Raw genomic sequence first — 12,793 nt, forward strand, 5'->3', positions numbered from 1 at the left:
TATGGTCTTTTTGCCTGTGAGAAGGTATTCGGATATTTTATTTAACGAGCGATTGTGAGGAAAAAAAGTGGCATCTTTAAGCAATGGTCAGTAAGATGTCAGTAGACTAGTGAATAGGGGTGTTTTACATGAAAGCAATAATCTTTGATATGGATGGCGTGATGATTGATTCAGAGTACGCCTACACCGCAGCGATTAAAGAAGTGATGCAAAGTTTAGGCCATGAGATTTCAGAAGAGTATATTTACTCATTTGTCGGAACGACCCATGACTTTACCTGGGCACAGATCATGCTTGATTATCAACTAAGCGGCGAAGCAAGTGCTTATATTAATGATATGTTAGAGCGTCGAGAGTTGATTGTCGAAAGAGATGGGCTAATTACCTATCCACACGTTCGTGACTTCATTGTCGCTTCTTTTGAAAAAGGCTATCAATTAGCGGTTGCGTCATCTTCACCGAAGCGTGAAATTCTGCGTACGGTAGAACATTTAGACGTGGCGGACTACTTTAAGCAGTTAGTCAGTGGCGAAGAAGTTAAGCATTCTAAACCAGCACCTGATATCTTTTTAAGAGCAGCTGACTTATTAGGGCTTGAACCAAGTGAGTGTCTGGTGATTGAGGATTCCAAAAACGGCTCACTGGCCGCTAAGGCTGCCGGTATGTATTGTGTGGGTTACCGTGACAGTCAATACCCTGAGCAAGATTTAAGTGCCACCGATGAGATTGTGACTGATTTCTTTGAAATTAAACTAGACCCAGTTGAAGGAGCGAACTAAGTGAAAACCATTATATTTGATATGGACGGCGTGATCGTTGATTCAGAGTATACGTATCTAGAATCTAAAACACAGATTTTAAAAGACGCTGACCGAGAAAAACCATTGAGCTACCAATATCAGTTTATGGGCACGACCTATGAATTTATGTGGCAAAAGATGAAAGATGAATTGGCTTTACCAGAAGACATTTCTTTCTACATTAGTGAAATGAACCGAATTCGAGAAGAGATGATCCAAAGAGACGGTGTGCGAGCGATTAAATGTGCTCAGAAATTGATTATGGAGTTACATTCGCAAGGCTATGAATTAGCAGTAGCGTCCTCTTCACCTAAGAAAGAAATCATTCGCAATTTAACAGAATTAGGGTTAATCGAATATTTTAAAGTCTTAGTTAGTGGTGAAGAAGTGGAACGCTCTAAACCTAATCCTGATGTCTTTTTAAGAGCAGCTGAATTAATCGAAGCTGATCCAACAAATTGTATAGTAATTGAAGATACTAAGAATGGTGCACTTGCTGCTAAGGCTGCAGGCATGTATTGCTTCGGCTTTGCCAATCCAGACTATCCAACTCAAGACTTATCTATGACAGATGAAATTGTAACGGATTTAAGTCAAATTGATTTTAATGTTTAATATTTGGAGGGAACGTAATGGAATTTATTATTGATACAGCAAATTTAGAAGAGATTAAACATTATCATGAAGTATTAAATTTAACGGGAGTAACTACCAATCCATCAATTTGTAAAAAAGAAGGTAATGTAGATTTTTTTGCACATATGAATGCAATTCGTGAGATTATTGGTTTAGATAAATCATTCCATGTACAAGTAGTGTCACAAGACTATGATGGGATGTTAGAAGATGCAGCAGCTATCTTGGATAAGATTGATGATCAAGTGTATATTAAAGTACCTACTACAGAAACTGGATTACGTGTTATGAAAGAACTAAAAAAACGTAATATTAATGTAACTGCGACTGGGATCTATACGAAAATGCAAGCTTATTTAGCGATGAATGTAGGAGCAGATTATCTTGCACCTTACTATAATCGTATGGAGAATATTAATATTGACCCGAGAGAAGCAATCACAGACATTGCAAACATGATTAAACAATCAGGCAGTAAAACAAAGATATTAGCAGCGAGCTTTAAGAATGTTAACCAAGTAACGAATGCATTTGAATGTGGCGCACACGCGGCAACTATGGGAGTAGATATGATTGCAACTGCCCTCAATTTACCATCTATTCAAAAAGCAGTCGATGACTTCCAAACTGACTGGGAGACAATCCACGGTGAAGGATCGAATGTAGCAATTATTTAATGAATGCTTGACTAATTTTCAGACTGAATCATTTAGAAAATGTTTTTTCGCATCATAAAGGTGAGTGACATACTGTTTGTTGAGGTATCAGATGAGGTAACTTGCAATGAAAATGTATGAAAATCGAAATATTATTAATAAGCGCTTGCAATATTTGAGAGCTTGGGTTATTATTTATTTGCAAGAGCTATGAACAAATTAAATATGATTGTGTAACTATTCAATTAGGCATAAATATATTTCTGGCCCGCCAGGAGTCTATTTATGTCTATTTATTTGTGTTTATTTATGGAGGTGTTCGTGTGAAAGTCATTCAATCATTGAATCAAAACGCACTATTGGTTCGAGATGAAAGTGGTCATGAGTTTATTACGTTAGGCAAAGGAATTGGCTTTGGTCTGAAAAAAGGTGATGAGGTTGAAAAGAGTAAAATCACAACCATCTACAGCATTAAGTCAACGATCCATGAACAGAAAATTTTAGAACAATTGAAAGATATCGATGAAAATGTATTGATTATGGCAGAGGAAGTTGGCAAGATGGCAAATGAAAAATTAACGGATGAATTAAATGAGTCTTTTGTTTTTTCGCTAGCCAATCACTTACAGTACAGTATTGAACGCAATATGAGTCAGGATATTCCCTTGCAACCGTTTCATCACGAGATAAAATACTTGTATCCAAAAGAGTATGTCTTGGCTGAGTGTTCGGTCGACTATTTAAATGATAAATACCAATTAGCTTTACATGAATCAGAGAAAGCCTTCTTCACTTTACACTTTGTGAACGGGTTGAAGGATTCAGCAAATTTCCAAGAAACAGTGACACTCAGCAATATCCTGAACGATATCGTGATGATTATTGAAAGAGAAAGTGAATGCGAGTTAGATAAAACTTCGGTTGATTACTCGCGTTTCATTGTCCACCTACGTTATTTTTTAATTCGTCAAATGCAAACGCCGACAATCACTTCGGAAGAAGAGTCGAATTTGATGGAATTGTATCAGTCATCGGCTAGCTTATTTACTAAGCAGCGTGACATCGTCCAAAAGTTGAAAGTCTTTTTAGACGAACAACACAGCATGGCAATTAATCATGCGGAAGCTTTTTATTTGTTAATCCATTTGATCCGTGTGTTGGATCAGTAAAAGTCTAAGCCAAGTTGAAGCGCTTTGTTTTCAGCTTGGGGACTTGAGTGATTAAGTCATCTAACTATTTTTGGATAAGATTATGGGCCCAATTCTGTCTGGAGATAGTAGAAATTTTCGGAGGTTGTATATGTTAAATCGTGAGGTTATGGAGTTTAAGGTTGCAGGTTTAGAGTCGGACGTTGCGGTTTTGACGCATCTTTCAGAACGTTTGGCTGGTTTGGGAATTGTCAAGACGTCGTTTAAAGAGGCAATTTTGACGCGTGAGGCGAATTTTTCGACGGGTTTACAGGTTGGAACCATTGGTTTTGCGCTACCGCATACGGATAGCGAGCATGTCAATGAGTCACAGATTGCGATTATGACATTGGCTGAGCCAGTTGTGTTTAAGCAAATGGGCGATAATATGACGGAGGTACCGGTGTCGATTGTCTTTATGTTGGCTTTAAAAGAGTCAGCGACGCATTTGACGATGTTACAGACCTTGATAGAATTGATGCAAAATGATGAAGTGATTACTGAGTTATTAAACTTCGATGAGTCTGGTGAAAGTAAAGCGTCTCTAAAAGAAATATTTAAAAAATATAATATTATTTAATTAAAGGAGGATTTAATTATGGCGGATTTATTACAAGGCTTTGTGGATTTAGGTCCATCAATTGTTTTACCGATTATCGTCTTTATATTTGGTTTAGTGTTAGGAGCAGCACCGCGTAAGGCATTTATCGCAGGGGTAACGGTTGGTATCGGCTTCATTGGCTTGAACTTAGTAATCGATTTATTAGGTGGTAGCTTAGGGCCTGCGGCTCAACAAATGGTTGATCGTTTTGGCTTAAATTTAACGACCATTGACGTGGGTTGGCCAGCAGCGTCAGCGATTTCTTACGGTACGGTTTTAGGTAGTTTAGCGATACCTGTAGGAATTGGTGTGAACGTCTTGTTATTAATCTTTGGTTTAACAAACACGTTAATGGTAGATATTTGGAACTTCTGGCATGCAGCGTTCGTTGCGTCATTAGTGAATGCGGTAACGGGTAACTTTGCGTTGAGTTTATTCGCAATGGTGACTTACTTACTTTTAATGTACTTATTGGGAGATCTTATTGCGCCAACTGTTGAAAAATTCTACGGTTATCCAAATATCACATTCCCTCATGGTACGTCAGCACCAGGTTTCTTAGTGGCGATTCCTTTAAATTGGATTTTCGATCGCATTCCTGGGTTCAACAAATTACAAGCTGACCCAGAAACAATCCAAGATAAATTTGGTGTCTTTGGTGAAACTACAGTCATGGGCTTAATCATCGGTATCGTCATGGGCTTATTAGCGGGTTATGACTTGGGTGGTATATTAGGTTTAGGTATTTCTTTAGCAGCAGTTATGGTGTTGCTACCAAGAATGGTTGCTTTGTTAATGGAAGGTTTAACGCCAATTTCAGAAGCAGCGAACGAATTTGTTAAGAAGCGTTTCCCAGGTCGCGAGTTAAATATCGGGATGGACTCAGCCTTATCTGTTGGTCACCCAGCGGTTTTATCTAGTTCATTATTATTAGTACCCATTACAATTGGTTTAGCTTTCTTATTACCAGGTAACACAACGATTCCTTTTGGTGACTTAGCAACGATACCTTATGCAGTATGTTTAATGGCACCTGTTTTCAAAGGTAACATTATTCGTACAGTTGTTGCTGGTTCATTATATATGACGTCAATTCTATACATTACGTCATGGGCGGCGCCATTAGTTACAATGGCAGCTCAAGCAGCTAACTTCGACTTAGGTGGTAACTCAAGTGTTACCGCAATGGTTGAAGGTGGATTATGGCCAACTTGGCTATTCATTACGGCTGGACAAAACATGCCTTGGATTACAATTGGTTTAATCTTTGTTGTGTGTTTAGGTGGCTTGGTGTATGTGAATAAAGTGAAGGCAGCTAAGGTTGCTGGGTAATGATTGGTCAGATTTTATTGCTTGAGAGGTGACGGTTAACCGTTGCTTTGAGTGTGATTAGATTAGATATACAGTGGCTGAGGCTGCTGACAAATAAATTGAGTATAAAGGGAGAGTTTTATGATGAAAAAGTTATTAGTTATGTGTGGTTCAGGTATCGCAACGTCAACAGTAGTTACTAACAAGTTAAAAGAGTGGTTAAAGGCTAACGGTATGGATAAAGAAGTAACCATTATTCAGTCTAAAGTAGCTTCGGAAGTCAATCGTATTGATGATTATGATGCAGTGGTTTCTACAACAGCTGTACCAGATAAAATTAAAGATAAAGTCATCCCAGGTCTACCTTTATTAACAGGTATGGGCGTAGATGCAATGTACGAAGATTTAAAAGCTCAACTATCGAAGTAATTTGGCTTGTTTAGGTGGCGAAGAGAGTGGTCGCCCTTAGAAGCAAGACTTGATAAATGAAAGTATAGAAAAGCATGCTTATGGTGAAACACTGCGTCTCTTGGTGAAGAGAATTCAGAGTGTGCTACCCGTAAGTGTGCTTTTTATATTGAATATGTGAGTTTTCATGTCTGTCTATGTAATTGTTTGCGGACTGGTAGTAGTTCGTAAATAGGTTTAGCTATTTAGTCAACGGATCATTCTCAAAGGAGGATTTTTATGTTAGTTAATTCAAAACAAATATTACTTGAAGCGAAAGAAAGAGGATTTGCGGTTCCATCTACCAACTTTATCGATTTGGAGTCAGCACGTGCTTATGTGGAAACGGCTGAGGAAAGTGGCTTACCACTCATCTTGTCATTTGCACAATCTCATCAGAACATCATGTCACTGGAAGAAGCGGCAGTGATTGGTGGTTACTTTGCAAAGCGTGCGAGTGTGCCAGTGATTCTACATTTAGATCACGGTGAAGATTTTGACTATATTAAGCGAGCGATTGAGTTAGGTTTTAAGTCCGTGATGATTGATGCCTCTCAGGAGAGTTTTGAAGATAATGTGGCTTTAACGAAACAAGTCGTCGCCTTTGCACATCAGTTTGATGTGACAGTTGAGGCGGAATTAGGTCATGTAGGAGCCAATGATCATTCTGAATCTGATCAATTAACGGATTCGATTTATACAGAAGTGAGTGACGTCGTGAAGTTTGTGGAAGCAACTGGCGTCGACTCTTTAGCGGTATCGATTGGAACTGCTCACGGCGTTTATAAAGGTGAACCGAAATTAAGTTTTGAGCGTTTAGAAGAAATCAATGCGATGACGTCAATTCCTTTGGTATTACACGGAGGGTCATCAACAGGTGACGCTAATTTAAAACGTTGTGCGACAAGTGGCATTGCGAAGATTAATATATATTCTGATTTTATCAATGGTGCTTATACGGCGATTCAAGAAGAGGCGCCAGCTGACTATGTAGTGATGAAAGCTGTCGCTGGAGATCGTATGCGAGCTGTCTTAACTCACTATTTTGATGTTTTTGAAACGAAAGCTGTTAAAGTTGTAGGAATGGAAGAGAAAGGGGAATAGTAATGGTTAATAAGAAAATTAAACGTCCATTTTTCATTTTTAATCCAAAGTCATTCTTGTATGGAGAAGAGTTATTAGAGTTAGCTAAAGTGGCGGACGAACAAGCGGCTTTGTATCCGGAAATTTCTGTAATGGTGACTGCGCCTTTTGCTGATTTAGCGACGGTTTCAGCAGCTACTACGCATATTACAGTAACTGCTCAACATATGGATGGGATCGTTCCTGGGCGAGGTATGGGGCACGTTTTACCTGAGTCTTTAAAGTCTGCGGGTGTTGGAGCAACTTTCCTGAACCATGCCGAGCAACCAATGCAATTGAATGAGTTAGTAGCAGCCGTTGACCGTGCCAAAGATTTAGGCATTCTAACAATTGTCTGTGCGGATTCTCTAGAAGAAGCCAAGGCCATCGCTAGTTTAGGTCCGGATGTGATTTTATGTGAGCCAACCGAATTAATCGGAACAGGTCAAACGAGTGATGACTCTTATATTGAAGCAACTAATGCAGCCATTCGTGACATTGATGACTCAATCTCGATTATGCAAGCAGCTGGTATTAGTACTGCGGATGATGTCTATCGTACGATTAAATTAGGTGCTGACGGAACAGGCTGTACAAGCGGTATCACTAAAGCTGATCATCCTAAGCAAATGTTAATCGATATGATTGAAGCGGTTGTGCGTGCTTCAAAGTCTGAGTAAAGGAGAATTTAATCAATATGAAATTATATAAAGAGAAAATCCAATTAGCGTCTACCGGTAAGATGTCGACCTATCTCGATGTAACTGAAGCAGTTCGTAAAGCGATCACTGATAGTGGTGTAGAAAATGGCTTAGTCACTGTTTTAACACCTCATACAACTTGTGCAGTCTTCTATGAAGAGTATGCGCATGACAAGAATGAGGATGGTATTGAGTCTTTACAACAAGACTTGAACAATGCTTTAGAAAAAATCATTCCTTACCATAAGTCAGCAGATACGTATATCTACCCTGGCGAAGAACATTATCAAGCTGTTGAAGCTTGGCCAAATGCGGCTGAGTATTTACCAAACGGTGACCGTTCAGCTTTGTGGAACGGCGATGCACACTTGAAAGCTACCATCATTGGATCAAGTGAAACCTTTGATGTTGAAGCAGGTAAATTAGGCGTTGGTAAAACTGGTTACATTTACTTTGTCGACTTTGACACGACACGTCCTCGAACAAGAACGTGTTCGATTACGGTGATGGGAGAGTAAGGTTCTATTACCAAGATAAAGCTAAACGCAATCATCTCTTATAAATGAATACAATAGATAGAGAGTCACCCTTAGACCTAGCCAGTTTGAGGGTGTTTTTTTGAGTTGGGATGCATTTTCTTGTTTATAGTAGAAGATTTGTCTTTTCATTGTGGAGTTTACTCAAAAAAACCAATTTAATATTGTTTTACATATTAAATTAACTACGTTTGACACACTGTGTGCCAAATGAGGAGATTATTCCTAAGTGTTGGTACCGTTACCAACTAAGCGAGGAAATCTGTTTTCGGTTATGTTATTGCTTATACTGATAACAAGAGTTAAATGAAGGGGTGGAATTTATGAAAGAGTTACCTAAAAACTTTCTATGGGGAGGGGCGGTGGCGGCTCATCAGATTGAAGGTGGATGGAATGTTGGTGGCAAAGGACTTAGTACGGCTGACGTCATGACCGCAGGAAGAAATGGTGTATCCAGAAAAATTACAACAGAAGGAATCTTGGATAACGAGTACTATCCCAATCATGAAGCCATAGATTTTTATCACAGATATAAAGAAGATATCCAACTTTTTAAAGAGATGGGCCTAAAGGCACTAAGGACTTCGATTAATTGGACAAGAATCTATCCAAATGGCGATGACCTTGAACCGAACGAAGCAGGTCTACAGTTTTATGATGATTTGTTTGATGAATTGTTGGTAAACGGCATCGAACCAGTTATTACTCTGTCCCATTTCGAAATACCGTTAGCACTGTACCATAATTATGGAGGTTTCCGTCATAAGAAGGTGATTGATTTCTTTGTTAATTATGCAAGGACAGTTATGACGCGTTACAAGAATAAGGTTAAATATTGGATGACTTTCAACGAAATAAACAATCAAGCAGACGGTCAACACGATTTACATACTTGGACGAACTCCGCTATTCTGTTTGAAGAAGGGGAGAATCGCGAAGCGATAATTTATCAAGCCGCAATAAACGAACTAATCGCTAGTGCCAAAGTCGTTAAGCTAGGTCATGAAATTAATCCAGATTTTCAGATTGGTTGCATGATGGCTTATGTGCCAGTGTATCCTTTTTCGAGTAAACCAGAGGATCAAATGGCAGCGTTAAAAGTAATGAATCGACGCTTTTTCTACAGTGATGTCCATGCGCGAGGTTATGTTCCTAACTACGTTGAGAAGGAATGGGAAGCTAAAGGCTATCAAATTAATTTGACAAGCGATGAGCGTGATATTCTAAGAGAAGGAACGGTTGATTACATAGGCTTTAGTTATTATATGTCAGGAGCTGTAACGACGCTTGAAAATGTCGGAGGTTATTCAATTGATGATTTCTCACATGCGAAATGGTTAGAAAATCCATATGTTAAAGCAAGTGATTGGGGCTGGCAAATTGATCCCGTAGGCCTTCGCTACATTCTAAATTTGGTTTATGAACGCTATAATTTACCATTATTTATTGTTGAAAATGGGTTTGGTGCTTATGATCAGATTGAAGAGGACGGAACGATTCAAGATCAATACCGTATTGATTATTTACAAGAACATATTCAACAAATGAAGCTTGCCGTCGTCGAAGATGGTGTCGAATTAATGGGTTATACGCCTTGGGGGATTATTGATATCGTGAGTTTTGGGACAGGGGAAATGGAAAAGCGTTATGGTTTCATTCATGTTGATAAAGATAATCAAGGTAATGGTAGTTTAAAACGTAGTAAGAAAGTATCTTTTGACTGGTATAAATATTTGATTTCAACAAATGCTAAGGAAATATAATAATTGAAGAATCAGAGCAAGCTAACTAACTGCTAGGGGCAAATTCTGATTCCTTCTTTTGAAGAGAACATGCTAGACTGGACTTTCAGCCTTTTATATATTTTTTAGGAATAAATAAAAACGTTTCCATAAAAGGGGTGTTTTGTCATATATAATGGCAAATGTTGATAGTCTAAGTAACTACTCAACATAATAAATGAAGTAGAAGGTGAAGAGTTATGTATATTGGAATTGATGTCGGAGGGACGAGTATAAAATATGGTCTAGTAGATGAAGAGGGTGTGGTCACACATAAATCTACGCTAGCGACTAGTCATAATAGAATCGAATTTCTTGATAACATCATTAAACTTATTCAAGACTTAAGCATTCAATATCCGGATGTAAAAGCGGTTGGAATATGTGCACCTGGCATTATCGAAAAAAACGGCCTGATGACAACGGCAGGAGCTCTTAAAGCTTTATACGGAATAAATTTGAAAGATGAAATTCAAAAATTTGTCGATTTACCTGTTCAAATTGAAAATGATGCGAATGCTGTCGCAATTGCCGAGCGTTGGGTAGGAAATGCTAAAGGAATCGATAACTATTTATGCTTGGTATTAGGAACAGGTGTCGGTGGTGGAATCGTAATAAACGGTGATGTTTACCGTGGGAAACATGGCATGGCTGGAGAATTTGGTTGGATGATTATCGATCGATTTTCGAGCGAGGAAGATATGGAGTCTGCTTCTGTCAATCAAAGAGCTGCAATTGTAGGGGGGCTCTGTTTAAGATACAACAAGTTTTCAAGAGAAAAAAATTCATCTTTCGAAGGTATAACGGATGCAAAGTTAATCTTCGAACGCGAGGCAACGGATGAACTTGCTCAGCTTGTAATTTCTCAATTTTTCAAAGATCTTTCGGTATCCATTATCAATCTGATTAGCTGCTTTGATCCAGAACTTGTGTTGATTGGTGGCGGCATCAGTGAGAATGACCGTTTCTTTGACCGTTTACAAAAGGAAGTATTGAGATGGGAGAAAGAACATGCAAGTGTCAATTATTTAATTGGTCAAACGATTGCACCCATTAAGCAAACAAAACTTAAGAATGATGCAGGTATTATCGGTTCAGTTTATCCGATTCGTAGGACCCTTAAGTTAAATAGCTAATTTGAATAGAAAGAAAGGAGACGTTAAGTTGGCAATAGAACATGGCAAACAAAAGAATACAAGAAGAATTAGGAAATGGTTTCAAGCTTTCTTTGAGCAATGGGAATTACAAACAATGGTGTGGCCGGGAATCCTATTTATGATGATATTTAATTTCATCCCAATTTATGGTTTAGTCATTGCATTTCAACGTTATACCGTGATGGACACATTTAGTACGGCAGAATGGGTTGGATTTGAAAACTTTAATATTATTCTCAACGACCGTTTTTTCTGGGACGCTGTCTTTAATACTCTAGGAATTAGTTTTCTGAAATTACTCATTGGTTTTATACTACCCATTATCTTTTCAGTTTTGATATTTGAATTGAGACAAGGACCCTTCAAGAAACTCGTTCAGACAATCTCTTATATGCCCTATTTTTTATCATGGATTGTCCTAGGAGGAATGTTGATAAATTGGTTATCGACAACAGGTCTTTTAAATACAATTCTAACTGGTCTGGGTTTTCAGATTAAAAATCAAAACTATTTATTATCAGCCAATAATTATTGGTGGATTGCGGTAATCTCTGATATTTGGAAAAATACAGGTTGGGGAACTATTCTGTACCTAGCGACACTGGCTAAAATAGATCCAGCTTTCTATGAGGCTGCAAAAATAGATGGAGCGACTAGGTTCCAACAGATTACCAAAATAACAATCCCCATGTTAAAAGGAATTATCAGTTTAAATTTAATTTTAACAATCAGTGGTTTGTTAGGTTCAAACTTAGACCAGACAATGGTCCTAATGAACAGCCAGAACCAAGCAAGAGCAGAGGTCATCAATTCCTATGTTTATCGAATTGGTATAGCGCAAGGTGATTTTTCTTATGCGACGGCTGTTGGTTTAGGCGTGTCTTTAGTTTCAGTGACCTTATTAATTTTATCTAATCAAATGACGAAACGTCTGAATGACAATACGTCAGTTCTGTAGGGAGGGAAAGATAAAGTGGATAGAAAAGTAATGAAAAAAGATGTTGATGGAAGACTATTTGATTTAATCAACGTCACTATTTTAATCGTGTTTACAATCCTCATCATCATTCCACTGTGGAATGTGTTGATATCTTCTTTTGCTTCAGGACAAGCACTTGCTAAAGGAAACTTTATTTTCTGGCCGGAGGAATTATCATTGGAAAACTATAAAGCAGTTTTCAGAGATAGTTCCATGATACGTGCGTTTGTTATATCAGTCGCTAAAACTGTAATTGGTGTTCTGACTCACGTGTTTTTCTGTGCAATGATGGCTTTTGCTATGAGTAAAGCTCATTTAAAAGGCCGGAAATTATATTCTGCTATGGGAATCATTACGATGTTTTTCTCAGGTGGTATGATCCCGACTTATTTATTAATTCGCGAACTGGGCTTACTAAATAGTTTCTGGGTTTACATCATCCCTGCTCTTTTAAGCTATTATGACGTGATTATTCTGATGAACTTTTTCAGAAATGTTCCTGATTCATTAGAAGAATCGGCAATGATTGATGGTGCTGGTTATTGGCGTGTGTTTCTTCAAATTATTCTACCCTTATCTAAACCAGCTTTAGCTACGATTGCTTTATTTAATGGCGTGAATCAGTGGAATGATTTTATGACAGCTCGTATTTATATTACTAATAAGGATTTATACCCTTTGCAGATGAAACTGTATGAAATTATTGTCCAGTCGCAAACACAAGGGATGCAGAATATCGGAACCGCGCTTGCTCAAAGTACAACGAAAGGAGTTCAGTTAGCAACGATTGTTATGACCACAATCCCCATTCTAATTATTTATCCGATGTTACAAAAACATTTTATTTCTGGAATGATGGTTGGCGCTGTTAAAGAATAA

14 protein-coding genes are annotated in these 12,793 nt (G+C 38.1%); all 14 read left to right on the forward strand.

Annotation, left to right across the window (positions count from 1 at the left end; genetic code table 11):
• Positions 1-128: 128 nt before the first annotated feature.
• Positions 129-779 (forward strand): HAD family hydrolase, encoded by a 651-nt coding sequence (locus tag ACTQ5J_RS07350; RefSeq protein WP_441751953.1) that lies wholly within the window; start codon positions 129-131, stop codon positions 777-779.
• Entirely contained in the window at positions 780-1,415 is a 636-nt protein-coding gene (locus ACTQ5J_RS07355) for an HAD family hydrolase (RefSeq protein ID WP_441751955.1), read from the forward strand.
• 17 nt (positions 1,416-1,432) lie between these two features.
• Positions 1,433-2,113 carry a fructose-6-phosphate aldolase gene (locus ACTQ5J_RS07360; protein WP_441751957.1) on the forward strand — a complete coding sequence of 227 codons (681 nt, stop codon included), beginning with the start codon at positions 1,433-1,435 and terminating at the stop codon, positions 2,111-2,113.
• Positions 2,114-2,415: 302 nt separating this feature from the next.
• A complete protein-coding gene (locus ACTQ5J_RS07365; RefSeq protein ID WP_441751959.1) occupies positions 2,416-3,261 on the forward strand; it encodes a PRD domain-containing protein in 846 nt (281 codons plus the stop codon).
• Between the two features lie 130 nt (positions 3,262-3,391).
• Entirely contained in the window at positions 3,392-3,859 is a 468-nt protein-coding gene (locus ACTQ5J_RS07370) for a PTS sugar transporter subunit IIA (protein WP_441751960.1), read from the forward strand.
• Between the two features lie 18 nt (positions 3,860-3,877).
• A complete protein-coding gene (locus ACTQ5J_RS07375) occupies positions 3,878-5,212 on the forward strand; it encodes a PTS galactitol transporter subunit IIC (RefSeq protein WP_441751962.1) in 1,335 nt (444 codons plus the stop codon).
• Between the two features lie 123 nt (positions 5,213-5,335).
• Positions 5,336-5,620, forward strand: a complete 285-nt coding sequence (locus ACTQ5J_RS07380) for a PTS sugar transporter subunit IIB (RefSeq protein ID WP_441751964.1) — start codon at positions 5,336-5,338, stop codon at positions 5,618-5,620.
• Between the two features lie 258 nt (positions 5,621-5,878).
• Complete coding sequence (locus ACTQ5J_RS07385; RefSeq protein WP_441751966.1) at positions 5,879-6,742, forward strand: class II fructose-bisphosphate aldolase; 864 nt, start codon at positions 5,879-5,881, stop codon at positions 6,740-6,742.
• Positions 6,743-6,744: 2 nt separating this feature from the next.
• The gene (locus ACTQ5J_RS07390) at positions 6,745-7,440 is read left to right on the forward strand and encodes a triose-phosphate isomerase (protein WP_441751967.1); all 696 of its coding nucleotides are present in this window, start codon (positions 6,745-6,747) and stop codon (positions 7,438-7,440) included.
• A 17-nt stretch (positions 7,441-7,457) separates the two neighbouring features.
• A complete protein-coding gene (locus tag ACTQ5J_RS07395; RefSeq protein ID WP_441751969.1) occupies positions 7,458-7,979 on the forward strand; it encodes a YjbQ family protein in 522 nt (173 codons plus the stop codon).
• A 341-nt stretch (positions 7,980-8,320) separates the two neighbouring features.
• On the forward strand, positions 8,321-9,760 hold the full coding sequence (locus ACTQ5J_RS07400; protein ID WP_441751971.1) for a 6-phospho-beta-glucosidase: 1,440 nt from the start codon (positions 8,321-8,323) through the stop codon (positions 9,758-9,760).
• A gap of 218 nt (positions 9,761-9,978) precedes the next feature.
• Positions 9,979-10,914 (forward strand): ROK family protein, encoded by a 936-nt coding sequence (locus ACTQ5J_RS07405; RefSeq protein ID WP_441751972.1) that lies wholly within the window; start codon positions 9,979-9,981, stop codon positions 10,912-10,914.
• A gap of 115 nt (positions 10,915-11,029) precedes the next feature.
• Entirely contained in the window at positions 11,030-11,893 is an 864-nt protein-coding gene (locus tag ACTQ5J_RS07410; RefSeq protein ID WP_441752278.1) for an ABC transporter permease, read from the forward strand.
• A gap of 30 nt (positions 11,894-11,923) precedes the next feature.
• Positions 11,924-12,793 (forward strand): carbohydrate ABC transporter permease, encoded by an 870-nt coding sequence (locus ACTQ5J_RS07415; RefSeq protein WP_441752280.1) that lies wholly within the window; start codon positions 11,924-11,926, stop codon positions 12,791-12,793.

It is taken from the genome of Fundicoccus sp. Sow4_F4 (genome assembly GCF_052116145.1).
GTDB lineage: Bacteria > Bacillota > Bacilli > Lactobacillales > Aerococcaceae > Fundicoccus.

What these genes read in the sequence shown, in the direction of transcription:
- ACTQ5J_RS07350 (WP_441751953.1), top strand. Translation starts at nt 129, where the DNA reads ATGAAAGCAATAATCTTTGATATGGATGGCGTGATGATTGATTCAGAG.
- ACTQ5J_RS07360 (WP_441751957.1), top strand. Translation starts at nt 1,433, where the DNA reads ATGGAATTTATTATTGATACAGCAAATTTAGAAGAGATTAAACATTAT.
- ACTQ5J_RS07370 (WP_441751960.1), top strand. Translation starts at nt 3,392, where the DNA reads ATGTTAAATCGTGAGGTTATGGAGTTTAAGGTTGCAGGTTTAGAGTCG.
- ACTQ5J_RS07375 (WP_441751962.1), top strand. Translation starts at nt 3,878, where the DNA reads ATGGCGGATTTATTACAAGGCTTTGTGGATTTAGGTCCATCAATTGTT.
- ACTQ5J_RS07380 (WP_441751964.1), top strand. Translation starts at nt 5,336, where the DNA reads ATGAAAAAGTTATTAGTTATGTGTGGTTCAGGTATCGCAACGTCAACA.
- ACTQ5J_RS07385 (WP_441751966.1), top strand. Translation starts at nt 5,879, where the DNA reads ATGTTAGTTAATTCAAAACAAATATTACTTGAAGCGAAAGAAAGAGGA.
- ACTQ5J_RS07390 (WP_441751967.1), top strand. Translation starts at nt 6,745, where the DNA reads ATGGTTAATAAGAAAATTAAACGTCCATTTTTCATTTTTAATCCAAAG.
- ACTQ5J_RS07395 (WP_441751969.1), top strand. Translation starts at nt 7,458, where the DNA reads ATGAAATTATATAAAGAGAAAATCCAATTAGCGTCTACCGGTAAGATG.
- ACTQ5J_RS07400 (WP_441751971.1), top strand. Translation starts at nt 8,321, where the DNA reads ATGAAAGAGTTACCTAAAAACTTTCTATGGGGAGGGGCGGTGGCGGCT.
- ACTQ5J_RS07405 (WP_441751972.1), top strand. Translation starts at nt 9,979, where the DNA reads ATGTATATTGGAATTGATGTCGGAGGGACGAGTATAAAATATGGTCTA.
- ACTQ5J_RS07410 (WP_441752278.1), top strand. Translation starts at nt 11,030, where the DNA reads ATGGTGTGGCCGGGAATCCTATTTATGATGATATTTAATTTCATCCCA.
- ACTQ5J_RS07415 (WP_441752280.1), top strand. Translation starts at nt 11,924, where the DNA reads ATGAAAAAAGATGTTGATGGAAGACTATTTGATTTAATCAACGTCACT.